We start from the raw sequence: 16,367 nt of genomic DNA, 5'->3' as shown, positions 1-16,367 counted from the left end.
CGGAAGGGGACTCGGAGGGCGTCCGGCGGAGCCTGGGCGGGCTTGTGGGGACGAGGACGGGCGGCTGCCTCTGCTCTTCAGAGGCAGCCGCCCGTTCACCGGCCTGTGCCGTGCTGGCTCGTCGTCGGACGCGAGGTGTCAGCGCTCTTCTTCGGAGGCGGTCGCGGGAACGGTCGTGAGCCGCTCCGTCTCGTCCTGTATCTCAGCGGCGATCTTCTTGAGTTCCGGCTCGAACTTGCGGCCGTGGTGGGCGCAGAAGAGCAGTTCTCCGCCGCTGAGCAGCACGACGCGCAGGTACGCCTGGGCGCCGCAGCGGTCGCAGCGATCAGCGGCCGTCAGGTGGCTCGCGGGGGTCAGAACAGTAGTCACGTCGCCTCTTCTCTAGCTCGACGAGCTGTCGTACCAGGGTCAACATCCAACCAGCCATAAAACGTTCCCGCTCGTGGCTTTTCCTCGAAAAAATCTTGCGAGGCGGCTGTCTGCTGCCGGTTGGCGGCGAATGTGCCGTATTGCGTGTCTATGTGCTTACGGGGCTTCGCGTTGTATCGGTGGTCGGTCCTCCCGGCTGGGTTGCCGGTTGTTCATGAGGACGTGCCCGGAGCCTAAATGGTTCATGCCTGGAAGGGAACGTGATGTGTACTTCACTCCATCGAGGGATCGAACACACATGCGAGCCTGGACTAGTCTGAGTCTCTGACGAGGGTGGCGTTACAACGGCTCTACCAGGCCTCGGTACCCTCTCACCGGTGACTGAAGCCGCGCCCTTACCCACAAGGGCCCCATCTGAAATTCAGCGAGGAGCGAACCGCGTGACCGCCGAATCGTCCGTGCCGTCCACAGCTCTGCTGGCAGGAGCAGACCGGGACGGATCCAACTACACCGCGCGGCACCTGCTCGTCCTTGAGGGGCTCGAAGCCGTGCGCAAGCGCCCGGGCATGTATATCGGGTCGACCGACAGTCGCGGTCTCATGCACTGCCTCTGGGAGATCATCGACAACTCCGTCGACGAGGCCCTGGGCGACTACTGCGACCACATCGAGGTCATCCTCCAGGACGACGGATCCGTAGAGGTCCGGGACAACGGCCGGGGCATCCCGGTCGACGTCGAACCCAAGACCGGCCTCTCCGGTGTCGAGGTCGTCATGACCAAGCTGCACGCCGGCGGCAAGTTCGGCGGCGGCTCGTACGCCGCCTCCGGCGGCCTGCACGGCGTCGGCGCCTCCGTGGTGAATGCCCTCTCCGCCCGCCTGGACATCGAGGTGGACCGCGGCGGGCACACGCACGCCATCAGCTTCCGGCGCGGCGTCCCGGGCGCCTTCACCGGGAACGGCCCGGACGCCAAGTTCGAGGCCAAGGGCGGGCTGCGCAAGGCCAAGAAGATCCCCAAGAGCCGCACCGGCACGCGCGTGCGGTACTGGGCCGACCGCCAGATCTTCCTCAAGGACGCCAAGCTCGCCCTGGAGACGCTGCACCAGCGCGCCCGCCAGACCGCGTTCCTGGTGCCCGGCCTGACCATCGTCGTACGCGACGAGTACGGGCTCGGCGAGGGCGGCAGCAAGGGCGAGGAGTCCTTCCGCTTCGACGGCGGAATCAGCGAGTTCTGCGAGTACCTGGCGAACGACAAGCCGGTCTGCGACGTCCTCCGCTTCTCCGGACAGGGCACCTTCAAGGAGACGGTCCCCGTCCTGGACGACCACGGCCAGATGACGCCCACCGAGGTCACCCGCGAACTCGCCGTCGACGTCGCGATGCGCTGGGGCACGGGATACGACACGACGCTCAAGTCGTTCGTGAACATCATCGCCACCCCCAAGGGCGGTACGCACGTCGCCGGGTTCGAGCAGGCCGTCGCCAAGACGATGAACGAGGTGCTGCGCACCAAGAAGCTCCTGCGCGTCGCCGAGGACGACATCGTCAAGGACGACGCCCTGGAGGGCCTCACCGCGGTCGTCACCGTCCGCCTCGCCGAGCCACAGTTCGAGGGCCAGACCAAGGAGGTCCTCGGCACCTCGGCGGCCCGGCGCATCGTGAACACCGTGATCTCCAAGGAGCTCAAGGCGTTCCTGACGTCCACGAAGCGAGACGCCGCGGCCCAGGCCCGGGTCGTCATGGAGAAGGCCGTCGCCGCCGCCCGCACGCGCATCGCGGCCCGCCAGCACAAGGACGCGCAACGCCGTAAGACGGCCCTGGAGTCGTCCTCGTTGCCGGCCAAGCTCGCCGACTGCCGCAGCGACGACGTCGACCGCAGTGAACTGTTCATCGTCGAGGGCGACTCCGCGCTCGGTACGGCGAAGCTCGCCCGGAACTCCGAGTTCCAGGCGCTGCTGCCGATCCGGGGCAAGATCCTCAACGTCCAGAAGTCGTCCGTGACGGACATGCTGAAGAACGCCGAGTGCGGTGCGATCATCCAGGTCATAGGAGCCGGATCGGGCCGGACGTTCGACATCGACACGGCTCGCTACGGCAAGATCATCATGATGACCGACGCCGACGTCGACGGCTCGCACATCCGCACCCTGCTCCTGACCCTGTTCCACCGCTACATGCGGCCCATGGTCGAGGCCGGCCGGGTCTTCGCGGCGGTGCCGCCGCTGCACCGCGTCGAGATCGTCCAGCCGAAGAAGGGCCAGGACAAGTACGTCTACACGTACTCGGACCGGGAACTGCGCGACAAGCTCATGGAGTTCCAGAGCAAGGGCATCCGCTACAAGGACTCGATCCAGCGCTACAAGGGTCTCGGCGAGATGGACGCCGACCAGCTGGCCGAGACGACCATGGACCCGCGTCACCGCACGCTGCGCCGCATCAACCTCACCGACCTGGAGTCGGCCGAGCAGGTCTTCGATCTGCTGATGGGCAACGACGTGGCACCGCGCAAGGAGTTCATCTCCAACTCGGCGGCGACGCTGGACCGGTCGAGGATCGACGCGTAGCCGCTGGGCCGAGACGGAGGCCAAGGGCCCTGCCCGGGCGGTGCGTTACGCCAAGAGGCAGGGTCTGGTGCGGCCACCAGCGGGTTGAGTCACCTGAAGGGGTGAAGCGGGAGGGGAAGAAGAGTCGGGGATCTTCCCGTTCTGTCCATCCTTGGGCATGCAGCCAAGCAAGGACCGTCCCCGTGACAGCGGGGCGGGGCAGGACAGCTGGGTCGAGACTCTCGACGCTCATGACCCGGACCCGGTCGAGCAGGCCGGGCACCTCAGGTACGACGACCCCTGGTACGACGCCCTCGCCTCCGGCTGGGGCGAATCGGCCGGTGCCGGGGAGCCCGCTCCGGCGGTGGTGCCGTCGGCGCGACGGGAGGGCGAGAGCGGGGCCGCGCCGGCCGAGGTGTACCTGGAGGTGCAGCGCAGCGCCGCCTTTCAGGAGGTGCGGCGGCGGTACCGCAGGTTCGTGGTGCCGGCCTTCGCGGCCTTCTTCGCCTGGTACGTGGGCTATGTCGTGGCCGCCACGACCGCGCCGGAGCTGATGGCCCGGCCCGTGGCGGGAGCGGTGAACGTGGCGATGGCCGTGGGACTCGGGCAGTTCCTGACCACCTTCCTGCTCACCTGGGCATACGCCCGGCACGCGCGGCTGCGCAGGGACCGGGCCGCGCTCGAACTGCGCTGGGATACACAGGAACTGACGCGCGGCGCGAACGGCGGTGTCTCGTGACCGGGGAGCACCAGACCCTGGCGCTGCTGCTGTTCAGCGCGTTCGTCGCCGTCACGCTGGCGATCACGACCTGGGTGAGCCGTAAACGGCGTGGCTCGGCGGAGGAGTTCTACGCGGGCGGGCGGCTCTTCTCACCCATGGAGAATGGTTTTGCCCTCGCCGGTGACTACATGTCGGCGGCCTCCTTCCTGGGCGTCACCGGGCTGATCGCGCTGTTCGGCTACGACGGGCTGCTCTATGTCGTCGGGTTCCTCGTGGCCTGGCTCGTGGTGCTGTTCCTCGTCGCCGAACTGGTCCGCAACTGCGGCCGGTTCACGCTCGCCGACGTCGTGGCGGCCCGGATGAGGGAGCGGCCGGTACGGATCGCGGCGGGAACCTCCTCGGTCACCGTGTCCGTTCTGTATCTGGTGGCGCAGATGGTCGGCGCCGGCAGCCTGGTGGCGCTGCTGCTGGGAGGTACGAGCGAGGCGGCGCGGTCCTGGACCGTCATCGGTGTCGGGGCGCTCATGGTGATCTATGTGTCGTTGGGAGGGATGCGGGCGACCACATGGATCCAGATCGTCAAGGCGGTTCTGCTGCTCGGCGGCACCGTCCTGCTGACCGTGCTCGTCCTGATGCGCTTCCACGGCGATCTGGACCGGCTGCTGCTCACGGCGGCCGAGCGCAGCGGTCACGGGGCGGAGTTCCTGGCGCCAGGCCTGAAGTACGGCGGGGACTGGACCGCTCGCTTCGACTTCATCAGCCTGGGACTGGCCCTCGTGCTGGGCACGGCCGGGCTGCCGCACATCCTGTCCCGCTTCTACACGGTGCCCACCGCGCGCGCCGCACGCCGCTCGGTCGTCTGGGCCGTCGGACTCATCGGCGGCTTCTACCTGATGACGATCGTGCTCGGCTTCGGCGCCGCCGCCATCGTGGGGCCGGACGCCGTCCGCGGGTCGAACGCGTCCGGGAACACGGCGGTTCCGCTGCTGGCGCTCGATCTGGGCGGCGGTGCCGGATCCACGGGCGGCACGGTGCTCTTCGCGATCGTCGCCGCGGTCGCGTTCGCCACCATCCTCGCCGTGGTCGCCGGGATCACGCTCGCGTCCTCGGCCTCGGTGGCCCACGACCTGTACGCGTCCCTGCGGCGCCGTGGCGGCAAGCCGCGCAGCGAGGTCGCGGTGGCCCGTGTCGCGGCCGTCGGAGTGGGCGTGGTGGCGATCGCGCTCGGTCTGCTGGCGCAGGACCTCAACGTGGCGTTCCTGGTCGGTCTCGCCTTCGCCGTCGCCGCGTCGGCGAACCTCCCGGTGCTGCTCTACTCCCTGTTCTGGCGCGGCTTCACGACACGCGGCGCCGTATGGGCCGTCTACGGCGGTCTCGTGCCGGCCGTCGTGCTCGTCGTGCTGTCACCCGTGGTCTCCGGCAGCCCGGACTCGCTGTTCCCGGGCATCGACCTCCAGTACTTCCCACTGCAGAACCCGGGCCTGGTCTCGATCCCGCTGGGCTTCCTCGCGGGCTGGCTGGGCACGGTCACCTCGGCGGACGTACCGGACGAGGCCAAGCACGCGGAGACCGAGGTGCGGTCGCTGACCGGGGCGGGAGCGGCGTAGGACAGCCGCCTTCCCGCGAGGCCGTTGTCGGCTAGGCGCGGGTCGCCCACACGTAACGGTGTTCCGGGCGGCCCGCGTCCCCGTACTTGAGGGTCAGCCTGGCCCGTCCCGTGCGCTCCAGGAGCTTCAGATAGCGCTGGGCGGTCTGACGGCTCACCCCGGTGCGATCGGCGATCTCCTGGGCGGACAGGGGCCCGTCCGCGTGCATCAGGGACTGACGGACCAACTCCGCCGTGGTGGGGGAGTGCCCCTTGGGCAGATCGGGCTCCGACGGGGTCGACAGCGCCCCGAAGATACGGTCCACCTCGGCCTGTTCGGCCTCCCCGCCGCCGTCGAGGGTGCGGCGCAGCTCCGCGTACGCCTCCAGCTTGGCGCGCAGGCCGGCGAAGGCGAACGGCTTGACCAGGTACTGCAGCGCGCCCTGCCGCATCGCCGCCTGCACGGTGGACACGTCCCGGGCGGCCGTCACCATGATCACGTCGGTCTGGTGGCCGCGCCGCCGCATCTCCTGGACGACCGCCAGCCCCGTCTCGTCGGGCAGGTAGTGGTCCAGGAGCACCAGGTCCAGCCGGGGCAGCGCCTCCAGCTGGAGCAGCGCCTCGGCCGCGCTGTGGGCCTCGCCGGCGACATGGAAGCCCGGCACCTTCTCGACGTAGGCGGCGTTGACCCGCGCGACTCTGGTGTCGTCGTCCACGACCAGGACCTCGATCATCAGGACTCCTTCTTGGCGGTCTGCGGAGCTGACGGCGCGGTCAGGGCCGGTTCGGGGCCCGGCTCGGTGAGGGCATCGGGCAGGACGACGGTGAACTCCGCGCCCCCGCCGTAGGCCTCGTCGACGGTCGCGCTGCCCCCCTGCCGTTCGGCGAGCCTGCGCACCAGGGAGAGGCCGATGCCCCGCTCGCGGTGGGCCGGCGGCTTCTTCGTGGACCATCCCGCGGTGAAGATCAACTCACGCTGCTCCGGCGGGATTCCCGGGCCCGTGTCACGCACCCGGAGGATCGCCGTACGCCCCTCGGCGCGCAGTTCGACCTCCACGCGCGCGTGCGGCTTGCCCGCCACGGCGTCGAGGGCGTTGTCCACCAGGTTGCCGACGACGGTCACGAGCCCCTGGGGGTCGATCAGCCGGTCGGGCAGCCGGGTCCGGTCCGAGACCCCCAGGGCGACGCCCCGCTCGGCGGCGACGGTCGCCTTGCCTACGAGCAGGGCGGCGAGCAGCGGGTCCTCGATCCGCTCGGTGACCTGCTCCGCGGTGGCCCGGTGGTCGCCGACCACTTCGCCGACGAACTCGACGGCGTCGTCGTACATCTCGAGTTCCAGCAGCCCCAGGAGCGTGTGCATACGGTTGGCGTGTTCGTGGTCCTGGGCGCGCAGGGCGTCGATCAGACCACGGGTGGAGTCGAGTTCGCGGCCCAGCTGCTCCAGCTCGGTGCGGTCGCGCAGGGTGGCCACCGCGCCGCCGTCGTCGGTGGGCATGCGGTTGGCGACCAGCACCCGCTGACCGCGCACGGTGAGCAGGTCCGTGCCGGTCACGCGCCCGGCCAGCACATCGGCCGTGCGGCCCGCGCCCAGCGCCTCGTCGGGGGAGCTGCCCACCGCCGCGTCGTCGATGCTCAGCAGGCGCTGCGCCTCGTCGTTGAGGAGACGGATGCGGCCGGTGCGGTCCAGGGCGACGACGCCCTCCCTGATGCCGTGCAGCATCGCCTCGCGCTCCGACAGGAGCGCCGCGATGTCGGAGAAGGCCAGGTCCCGGGTCTGCCGGTGGACCCGCCGGGAGATGAGCCACGCGGCCAGCGCACCGACGGCCAAGGCGCCGCCGGCGTACGCGAACAGCCCCGGGATCGCGTGGATCAGCCGGGCCCGGACGCTGTCGTAGGCGATGCCGACCGAGACGGCACCGACGACGGAGCCGTCGCTGTCGCGCAGCGGCACCTTGCCCCGGGCGGAGCGGCCCAGGGTGCCGCTGTCGATCTCCATGACCTCCTTGCCGGCCAGGGCCTGGCCGGGGTCGGTCGAGACGATGCCGCCGATCTGCTTCTTGTCGGTGTGCGACCAGCGCACCCCGCGCCAGTCCATCACCACGATGTACTCGGCCTGGGTGGCCTTGCGGATCCGCTCCGCCTCCCGCTGCACCGGACCGTTCGGAGAGGGCGGGGTGTCCCTCAGGTCCTGAGCGAGATCCGGCTGCTGGGCCGTCGTCTGCGCGATCGCGAGCGCGCGGCGCATCGCCTGGTCGTCCAGCTGGTTGCTCAGCGGCGCGAGGAACAGCCCGGTCGCGAGGACCGCGACTCCCGCGGCGATCGCCACCTGCATCAGCAGCACCTGCGAGAACACCCGCCGCGGGAGGCCGAGGCGCAGGCGGCGTGCGGGGGGAGTGGGGCTCATACCCAAGACGGTACGTGCGGCCGGCTACCTGCCGTAACGGGTGTGGCGTGGATCTCTTGATCAATGCTTGCGAAGACGACGCCGGGCGAAGGCGGCATCAATGGTTGACGGGGGCGGAGGCGCCATGGCGCCGACCGGTCAGCTCGCCAGTGCCGTCGTCATCCTCAGCTCGCGCACCGCCACGACGTCCATCCGCGCGGGCGAACCGAGGACGGACGCCCCGCAGCTCTCCGGGCGGGGCGGCAGGGCCGCACCCTGGGCCACCTCGACCTGCCAGCGGCGCCCGTCGGTGTGGGCGACGGTCACCTCCCAGCGCGGGGCCGCGCCCGACGTCCGTACGACGCTCAGCGCCTCCGCGGCGTACTCGCCGGTCCGGGTACGCACGGCGAGCTCGGCCGCCTGACCGGGCCGTTCCCAGGCCGAGCGGCCCCGGCAGCCCTCCACGACGATCCGCCCCTCCCCGGCGCCGTGCAGGACCTCCTTGAGGGTGTGGGCCTCGGCCCGGCCGTACGCGTATCCGTACGGCAGCACGAGCACGGTCGGGGAGAAGCGGTGACCACCCAGATGAGTGACCTCCCAGACGCCCTCGACGCCCGACGTGGCGAGTTCGGCCGCGAGGGGCCGGCCCAGGAGGGCGCAGCAGCGGTCCCGCTTGCCGTTGGTGCAGACGAGGGCGAGCGGATCACCGTCGTGGGGCCGGCCGCCGAGCACCGCCTCGAACGTGTGGTGCTCGCCCCGGCCGAGCGCGGCGAAGTCGAGATCGAGCAGCCGCTCGGGCTCCGAGGTCGTAGCTTCGTGCAGCCACACGTTTCCCGGCACGGTGTGGGCCGCGTACACCCGGCGCGAGGCGGGCATACGGCGGTCCGCGTGGCGCCCGGGGCGGCGGATCAGCACGATCCGTACCCCTGTGTCCTTCGCGGCCGCCTCCAGGGCACGGCCCAATGCGGGGTCCAGGTGGCTCGAGGTGAGCGCCTTGGCACCCCACGGACCGGGCTGTTCCAGCAACAGCCAGGTCCTCGCGGTGGCGGCGGTTGCCGAAACGGGCTCGTCGAAGTCCCGGGAGACGCTCGTGCACGTACTCACACAGGTGAGCCTAACCTGAGTTGGCGCGCGGCGACGGCCGGGCCCGCCCTGCCCTACTCCGGCAGTGGCTGCGGCGGCTTCGGACCCGCGTAGAGACCGCTCGGGCGCATCCGCAGGGGGCGTTCGCCGTACTCCTCCAGGGCGTGAGCGATCCAGCCCGCTGTCCGCGCGACGGCGAAGATCGTCTCGCCGGCCGTCGAGGGCATGCCGCAGGACGCGGTCAGCACGGCGAGCGCCAGGTCGACGTTGGCGTGCAGCGGGGCGTGACGGGCGGTGGTCTCGACGATGTCGCGGGCCGCGAGCAGGGCGGGCTCCGCGCGCGGGATCTGTTCCAGGTAGGTGAACAGGGCACGCGCGCGTGGGTCCTCGCCGGGGTAGAGCCGGTGGCCGAGTCCCGGGATACGGCGGCCGGCGCGCAGTTCGTCCGCGATCACGGGCGCCGCGTCGCCCTGGTCGAGCACATCGAGGAGCAGCCGGTGGGCGAGTCCGCTGGCCGCGCCGTGCAGCGGGCCCTCGATCACGCCCAGCCCCGCGGAGACCGCCGCGTAGGCGTGGGCACGGGCCGACGCGGCGACGCGCACGGCGAGTGTCGAGGCGGCCAGATCATGGTCGACGAGGAGGGCGAGAGCGGCGTCCAGGGCGCGCAGGGACGCCTCGTCGGCGTCCTGCCCGGTCAGCCGGGTCCACAGGCGGTGGGCCAGGGGGCCTTCGTCGCGACGGTCGTGCCGCACGTGCGGCAGCGCGGCGACGAGCGTGGGAATGAGCGTGCGCGCCGTGCCGAGCACGGCTTCCTCGGACAGGTCGAACCGCAGCGGGTCGGCGGTCGCGGCGGCGATCGTCGCGACGCGCAGCAGATCGGTGGGCGCGGCGTGTTCGGGCAGCGCGTCGACGGCACGGCGGGCCACGGCGACGGAGGCGGGAGGCGCGGTGAATGTGCCTCCCCGGTGCATCCGGCCGGTCCACAGCCACTCGGCGACCTCCTCGTAGGTGTGCCGTGCGGCCAGGTCCACCGCGTCGACACCGCGGAAGGAGTAGCGGTCGCTCTCGATGAGCGTGATGCGCGTCCGCACGGACAGCTCGCCGCCGGATCCGGAACTTCCCGCGCCCTCCCGCCTGTTGCGCCGGGCGAGCGCCTCGACCTCCCCGGCGTCGAAGGTGCTGCCCCGGCCGCCGGTCACCCGCCGGCTGCTGAGCTGACCGCGGCTGACGTACGCGTACACGGTCTCCGGCTTCACACCGAGCAGCTCGGCGGCCTCCTTGGTGCTCAACCGCCGGTCCGCGTCGCGGGGGGCGGGCTCTTGATCGCGCATGGGGGTCACCGTATCCGCCTAGCGGCCTATTGATTGATGTATTGATTGAATCAATATTGACACGTCTTGAGTCAATCATGGACAGTCGAATCAAGTCCAGGGAGGAAGACATGTCAGTCAACAGGTCCGCACCCGCTCTTCTCGACGTGCCGCGGGGGCTCGCCGGGGTCGTCGTCACCGACACCCGGATCGGGGACGTCCGTGGTCTCGAGGGCTTCTACCACTACCGGCAGTACTCGGCCGTCGACCTCGCGCGGACCCGCGGCTTCGAGGACGTCTGGCACCTGCTCGTGCACGGCGAACTGCCGGACGCCGGGAGCGGTGCGGCCTTCGCGGCCGAGACCGCCGCGCTGCGCCGGCTCCCCGACGAGGTGCGAGCCGCCCTGCCGGCCATAGCGGCGGCCGGCGGGCGCTCAGGCCCGCTCGCCGGGATGCGTACGGCGCTGTCGCTGCTGGGGGCGGCAAAGGGGTTCCGTCCTGTGTACGACGTCGACGCCGGGCAGCGCCTGCGGAACACGCTCGAGGCGGCCGCCGCCGTACCCACGCTGCTCACCGCGCTGCACCGGCTGGGGCAGGGGCTCGAGCCCGTGGAGCCGCGCGAGGACCTGTCGTACGCGGCGAACTACCTCTACATGCTGACCGGGTCGGTGCCGACCGAGCAGCACGCACGCGCGATCGAGCAATACCTGATCTCAACCATTGATCACGGATTCAATGCGTCAACCTTCACGGCCCGGGTCATCGCGTCGACCGGCGCGGATGTGGCGGCGTGCCTCGCCGGCGCGGTGGCGGCGCTGTCCGGGCCGCTGCACGGAGGTGCGCCCAGCCGCGCGCTGGACACCCTGGATGCGATCGGCACCCCGGACCGGATCGACTCCTGGGTGCGTCAGAGGGTGCTCGCCGGGGATCGCATCATGGGCTTCGGCCATGCGATCTACCGCACGGAGGACCCGCGGTCCCGGATGCTGCGCGAGGTCGCCCAGGCGTTCGGCGGGCCGCGCGTGGACTTCGCCGTGGAGGTCGAGCGCCACGTCGAGGCGATCCTGGCGGAGCTGAAACCCGGCCGGGAGCTCCACACCAACGTCGAGTACTACGCGGGCGTGGTCATGGAACTGTGCGGTCTGCCCCGGGAGATGTTCACCCCGACCTTCGCCGCGGCGCGAGCGGTGGGCTGGAGCGCCAACATCCTGGAACAGGCGGAGGACACGAAGATCATCAGGCCGGTGGCGCGGTATGTGGGGCCGCCGGCGCCCGAGTCGGTGCCGATCGTGTCGTCGGCGCCGACTGCATAAACAGTCACAACTGTCCTAAACGGGCCGATGATCGATTCTTCACTGCCTTCCGTCACTCTTGCGGATGTTCTCCAGGAACGTGAGTGGCCCCACCCTCGCGGGTGATAAAACAGGGCCGCAAAGATGCCTTGCTTCCTTGGGGCGCGGGGGCGGACCGCGTGCGTGTCGCGCGGCGGCCAAGGCTCGGGCCTGCGAGGATGCCACCGCTCGCGCGGCCGCGGGCGCAGGCGCTTGTGCCTTGAGAACAGAGGGAATTCAACAGTGAGTCAGATCATCCGCCGCCTTGGTGTCGCTCCCCGCTATCGAGGCAGTGCCGGTGGCGGGACATGTCCCGACATCTTTGAATTGGCCGACGGCAACTTCGCGGTCATCGGCACGGATGTCACTGACTCCCTCGACACCCAACTGCCCGACGACGCCGGACGCGCCGACTACGAACGCATCGTCGTCATCACCCGAGAGACCCTGGTCAAGGCGAAGAAGGACATCCCCGACGCCTGACGATCCCGTGGTCGTGAAGGAGCCGGTCCGTATCGGCGTGGTGCCGTGCGGGTCGGCTCCTGCCGTCTCGGGCCATATCGGGCCATCACGTCCCGTCAGGGGTCGGTGGGCGGCTCGCCGACCACCCACCACTCATCGGTGTCCGCTTCATCGAGTTGCAGCAGCAGGTCGTCGACGAGTCGGCCGAGTTCCGCCTCCTCGGTGCCCGTGAGGCTCGCGCGCTGCTGCTGGGTCGCGTACCAGTACTCCCTGACGATCGGGTTCTGGAAAATGCCCCGGACGTGCTTGAAGAACTCGTCTCTTCCCATGTTGCCGATGCGGTAGTAGCAGAGCAGGTTGGTGTACAGCGCGTTGGCGAAGAGGTACTGCCGGCGCCGCTCAGGGGTGACGGGCCTCTCGAAGATGTCCAGGACCTCGGCGAGTTCGGGATCGTCGATCGCCTTGCTCAGCAGCTCCCAGTGCTGCCGCTGCTGCCTGGCCAGGTTGGAGCGCTGCTGCTGTGTGCGGGCGTGCCGTTCCAGCTCGCCCAGGCGTTCGTGCAGCGTGTCCATCGCCTGCTTCTGTGCCGCCATGGCGACGAGAGCGCCGGCCGCCATGCCGAGTCCGGCCGCGGCGGCGGAGCGCAGTCCCTGTATCCCAATTTTCCGTGTGGCCATGTCAACCCCCGAGTCAGGCGGCCGTCCGCCGGTCGTCGGGGTGCGGGTCGACTGGAGGGGACCGGCGAGCAGTGGGCGGCGCTTGCCGTCTCCCCAGAGTGCCGAGCGGCTCTGATCGGCGGGGAGGCGGAGAGGCGGCGCACGGAGGGAAGCGAGGGTCGCACGATCCGGCGCCTTGCCGAACGTCTGCCCCGCAAGTGCTGCTAACAATCGTTCACTTCGGCGCGATTCCTGCGGCTCGTATCCTGGTTCGGCATTCATTCTTCGTCCCAGTGCCGAGAACGCGAGCCGGTGCACGCGTCGGCGTGAGAGAGGTCGCACGGTGAGCCAGCCGAGCCCGAGCCCGAGTCCGCGGCAGAGCCCGAGCCCGAGCGCGGGTCCGCGGCAGATCCCGGTCGTGGTCCTGGCCGGATTCCTCGGATCCGGAAAGACCACACTGCTCAATCACCTCCTGCACCGCAGCGGAGGCAGCCGGATCGGCGCGGTCGTCAATGACTTCGGGGCCATCGAGATCGACGCGATGGCCGTCGCGGGCGCGCTCGGCGATTCGACCGTCTCGCTCGGCAACGGATGCCTGTGCTGTGCCGTCGACGCCGGTGAACTGGATCTCTATCTCGAGCGGCTCACGGAGCCGTCCCTCGGCATCGACGTCATCGTCATCGAGGCCAGCGGTCTCGCCGAGCCGCAGGAACTCGTGCGGATGGTGCTCGCGAGCGAGGATCCGCGCATCGTGTACGGCGGGCTCGTCGAGGTCGTCGACGCCGCCGAGTTCGACGACACCCGGGCCAGGCACCCCGAGATCGACCGGCATCTCGCGCTGGCCGACCTCGTCGTGGTCAACAAGGCCGACCGGGCGACCGACGGCGAGCGCGTCCTCGGGCTGGTCCGGTCCCTGGTCGACCGCGCGGCCGTCGTCCCGGCCACCTACGGCCGGATCGATCCCGAGTTCCTCTTCGACTGCCGGCCGAGCGAGGAACGCGTCGGGCAGCTGTCCTTCGACGACCTGCACGAGACCGGCGCGGAGGGCCACGCCGGGCATCTGCACAGCGCGTACGACAGTCTGTCGTTCGTCTCCCGGGAGCCCCTCGACCCGCGCCGGCTGATGGAGTTCCTCGACAGCCGGCCCGAGGGGCTGTACCGGATCAAGGGCTACGTCGACTTCGGGCCCCACGACGTCCACAACCGCTACGCCGTCCACGCCGTCGGACGGTTCCTGCGCTTCTACCCGGAGCCCTGGCCGGCCGGCGACGAACGCCTCTCCCAGCTGGTCCTCATCGGCTCCGGGATCGACACCGCCGCCCTCGACAAACAGCTCGACGCGTGCCGGAGCGAGGCCCCACACGCCGATGAGCGCGGCATGTGGGGCGTCCTGCGGTACGTACCGGGCACCGAGGAGGATCTCGGGGAGCCCGTCTAGAACGGCTGGGGCCCGCCTACACCGGCCCCGCCACCACCCATACGGTCTTCGCCAGGGAAACCCCCGAGCCGTCCCGCCGCGGGTCGATCTCCGGAAGGTCGACCGGAGTGCCGTTCTTCTGTGCCGCGAGGGCAGGGACCGGGCCCGCCCAGGCCACGGACAGACAGTCCTCGCCCTTCAGGAACCGCTGGCAGCGGACGCCGCCCGTGGCCCGGCCCTTGCGCGGGTACTGGTCGAACGGGGTCAGCTTGGCCGTCGTCTGGACCGAGTCGTCCAGGGTGCCGCGCGAGCCCGCGACGGTGAAGACGACGGCGTCCGCCGCCGGATCCACCGCGGTGAAGGAGATGACCTTCGCGCCCTCCGTGAGCTTGATGCCCGCCATGCCGCCCGCCGCGCGGCCCTGGGCACGGACCTGTGCGGCCGGATAGCGCAGCAACTGCGCGTCGTCGGAGATGAAGATCAGATCCTCGTCGCCGGTGCGCAGCTCCACCGCGCCGACGATCCGGTCGCCCTCCTTGAGGGTGATGACCTCGAGCTCTTCCTTGTGGGACGGATAGTCCGGCACCACGCGCTTGACCACGCCCTGTGCCGTGCCGATCGCCAGGCCCTGCGACGACTCGTCGAGGGTCGTCAGACAGACCACCGTCTCGTCGTCCTCCAGGGAGACGAACTCCGCCAGCGGGGCGCCCCCCGCGAGGTTCGGCGTCGACAGCGACTCCGGGAGCTGGGGCAGGTCGATCACGTTCAGCCGCAGCAGCCGGCCCGTCGAGGTGACCGCGCCCACCTCGCCACGGGCGGTGGCCGGCACCGCCGAGACGATCACGTCGTGCTTCACGCGCTCCGCGCCGGCGTCCTCCGTGAACGGCTCGCCGTTCGCCGTACGGGCCAGCAGACCCGTCGAGGACAGCAGCACCCGGCACGGGTCGTCGGCCACCTGGAGCGGCACGGTCGCGACCGGTGTGCCACCCGCCTCCAGCAGGTCCGTACGCCGGTCGGTGCCGAACTTCTTGGCGACGGTGGCCAGTTCGGAGGAGACCAGCTTGCGCAGCTCGGCGTCCGAGTCGAGGATCCGGGTCAGTTCCTCGATCTCCGCGTTGAGCCGGTCCTTCTCCGCCTCCAGCTCGATGCGGTCGAACTTGGTCAGACGGCGCAGCGGCGTGTCGAGGATGTACTGCGTCTGCACCTCGCTCAGCGAGAACTGCTCCATCAGGCGCTGCTTCGCCTGCGCGGAGTTCTCGCTGGAGCGGATGAGGCGGATGACCTCGTCGATGTCGAGCAGGGCCGTGAGCAGGCCCTCGACCAGGTGCAGCCGGTCGCGCTTCTTGCCGCGGCGGAACTCCGAACGCCGCCGTACGACGGTGAAGCGGTGGTCGAGGTAGACCTCCAGGAGCTCCTTGAGGCCCAGCGTGAGCGGCTGGCCGTCGACCAGGGCCACGTTGTTGATGCCGAAGGACTCCTCCATCGGCGTCAGCTTGTAGAGCTGCTCCAGGACCGCCTCCGGCACGAAGCCGTTCTTGATCTCGATGACCAGGCGCAGGCCGTGCTCCCGGTCGGTGAGGTCCTTGACGTCGGCGATGCCCTGGAGCTTCTTCGAGCCGACCAGGTCCTTGATCTTGGCGATCACCTTCTCCGGGCCGACCGTGAAGGGCAGCTGGGTGACGACCAGTCCCTTGCGGCGGGCCGTCACGGTCTCCACGGCGACGGTCGCCCGCATCTTGAAGGTGCCGCGGCCCGTCTCGTACGCGTCCCGGATGCCGGGGAGGCCCACGATACGGCCGCCGGTGGGCAGGTCGGGGCCCGGGACGTGCTTCATCAGCGCGTCCAGATCGGCGTTCGGGTACCTGATCAGGTGGCGGGCGGCCGCGATGACCTCGCGCAGGTTGTGCGGCGGCATGTTCGTGGCCATACCGACGGCGATGCCCGAGGCGCCGTTGACCAGGAGGTTCGGGAAGGCGGCGGGCAGGGCCACCGGTTCCTGCTCCTGGCCGTCGTAGTTGGGGTTGAAGTCGACGGTGTCCTCGTCGATGGAGTCCGTCATCAGGCTCGTGGCCTCGGCCATCCGGCACTCGGTGTACCGCATGGCGGCCGGCGGGTCGTCGTTGCCCAGCGAGCCGAAGTTGCCGTGGCCGTCGACCAGGGGGACGCGCATCGAGAAGGGCTGGGCCATGCGCACGAGGGCGTCGTAGATCGACGCGTCGCCGTGCGGGTGCAGCTTGCCCATCACCTCGCCGACGACGCGGGCGCACTTGACGTACCCGCGCTCGGGGCGCAGGCCCATCTCGCTCATCTGGTAGACGATGCGGCGGTGCACCGGCTTGAGGCCGTCGCGTGCGTCCGGCAGGGCGCGGGAGTAGATGACCGAGTACGCGTACTCGAGGAAGGAGCCCTGCATCTCGTCGACGACGTCGATGTCGAGGATCCTCTCCTCGTACGAGTCGTCGGGCGGCGGGGTCTTCGTGCTGCGGCGGGCCATCGCTGCCGGCTCC

The 16,367-nt window shown here is 70.4% G+C and carries 13 protein-coding genes; 6 read left to right on the top strand and 7 right to left on the bottom strand.

Features of this window, described 5'->3' with window-relative positions; translation table 11 throughout:
* Positions 1-138 precede the first annotated feature (138 nt).
* Entirely contained in the window at positions 139-369 is a 231-nt protein-coding gene (locus KJK29_RS08585; RefSeq protein ID WP_215118116.1) for a DUF7455 domain-containing protein, read from the bottom strand.
* 440 nt (positions 370-809) lie between these two features.
* Between KJK29_RS08585 and KJK29_RS08580 the strand changes: the two genes are divergently transcribed.
* The 3 genes from KJK29_RS08580 (at position 810) to KJK29_RS08570 (ending at position 5,240) form a co-directional block, all read left to right on the top strand.
* Positions 810-2,933, top strand: a complete 2,124-nt coding sequence (locus KJK29_RS08580; protein WP_215118115.1) for a DNA gyrase/topoisomerase IV subunit B — start codon at positions 810-812, stop codon at positions 2,931-2,933.
* 157 nt (positions 2,934-3,090) lie between these two features.
* Complete coding sequence (locus KJK29_RS08575) at positions 3,091-3,651, top strand: DUF485 domain-containing protein (protein WP_215118114.1); 561 nt, start codon at positions 3,091-3,093, stop codon at positions 3,649-3,651.
* A complete protein-coding gene (locus KJK29_RS08570; RefSeq protein ID WP_215118113.1) occupies positions 3,648-5,240 on the top strand; it encodes a solute symporter family protein in 1,593 nt (530 codons plus the stop codon). The genes KJK29_RS08575 and KJK29_RS08570 overlap by 4 nt, the downstream gene beginning before the upstream one ends.
* 31 nt (positions 5,241-5,271) lie before the next feature.
* On the opposite strand, the gene KJK29_RS08565 is transcribed toward KJK29_RS08570, so the two are convergent.
* From KJK29_RS08565 to KJK29_RS08550, 4 genes are all read right to left on the bottom strand, one after another.
* Entirely contained in the window at positions 5,272-5,952 is a 681-nt protein-coding gene (locus KJK29_RS08565; RefSeq protein WP_215118112.1) for a response regulator, read from the bottom strand.
* Positions 5,952-7,622: an ATP-binding protein gene (locus KJK29_RS08560; protein WP_215118111.1), complete on the bottom strand. Its 1,671-nt coding sequence runs from the start codon at positions 7,620-7,622 to the stop codon at positions 5,952-5,954. Before KJK29_RS08560 ends, KJK29_RS08565 begins: the two co-directional genes overlap by 1 nt.
* A gap of 138 nt (positions 7,623-7,760) precedes the next feature.
* Entirely contained in the window at positions 7,761-8,705 is a 945-nt protein-coding gene (locus KJK29_RS08555; RefSeq protein ID WP_215118110.1) for a sucrase ferredoxin, read from the bottom strand.
* Between the two features lie 53 nt (positions 8,706-8,758).
* The gene (locus tag KJK29_RS08550; protein WP_215118109.1) at positions 8,759-10,015 is read right to left on the bottom strand and encodes a citrate synthase; all 1,257 of its coding nucleotides are present in this window, start codon (positions 10,013-10,015) and stop codon (positions 8,759-8,761) included.
* 110 nt (positions 10,016-10,125) lie between these two features.
* On the opposite strand from KJK29_RS08550, the gene KJK29_RS08545 reads away from it, so the two are divergent.
* Both KJK29_RS08545 and KJK29_RS08540 read left to right on the top strand, forming a co-directional pair.
* A complete protein-coding gene (locus KJK29_RS08545; protein ID WP_215118108.1) occupies positions 10,126-11,307 on the top strand; it encodes a citrate synthase/methylcitrate synthase in 1,182 nt (393 codons plus the stop codon).
* A 261-nt stretch (positions 11,308-11,568) separates the two neighbouring features.
* Positions 11,569-11,808, top strand: a complete 240-nt coding sequence (locus KJK29_RS08540) for a hypothetical protein (protein WP_184589726.1) — start codon at positions 11,569-11,571, stop codon at positions 11,806-11,808.
* Between the two features lie 95 nt (positions 11,809-11,903).
* On the opposite strand, the gene KJK29_RS08535 is transcribed toward KJK29_RS08540, so the two are convergent.
* Entirely contained in the window at positions 11,904-12,464 is a 561-nt protein-coding gene (locus tag KJK29_RS08535) for a DUF6082 family protein (protein WP_215118107.1), read from the bottom strand.
* Between the two features lie 322 nt (positions 12,465-12,786).
* Here KJK29_RS08535 and KJK29_RS08530 point away from each other — a divergent pair, with 322 nt between their 5' ends.
* Positions 12,787-13,881, top strand: a complete 1,095-nt coding sequence (locus KJK29_RS08530; protein ID WP_251057748.1) for a CobW family GTP-binding protein — start codon at positions 12,787-12,789, stop codon at positions 13,879-13,881.
* A 16-nt stretch (positions 13,882-13,897) separates the two neighbouring features.
* Here the strand turns inward: KJK29_RS08530 and KJK29_RS08525 are convergent, their stop codons facing one another.
* Positions 13,898-16,354, bottom strand: coding sequence for a DNA gyrase/topoisomerase IV subunit A (locus KJK29_RS08525; RefSeq protein ID WP_215118106.1), 2,457 nt, complete (start codon positions 16,352-16,354; stop codon positions 13,898-13,900).
* Between the last annotated feature and the right edge of the window lie 13 nt (positions 16,355-16,367).

The organism is Streptomyces koelreuteriae (assembly GCF_018604545.1).
Lineage (GTDB): Bacteria > Actinomycetota > Actinomycetes > Streptomycetales > Streptomycetaceae > Streptomyces > Streptomyces koelreuteriae.
This window is presented reverse-complemented; position numbering and strand designations above follow the sequence as displayed.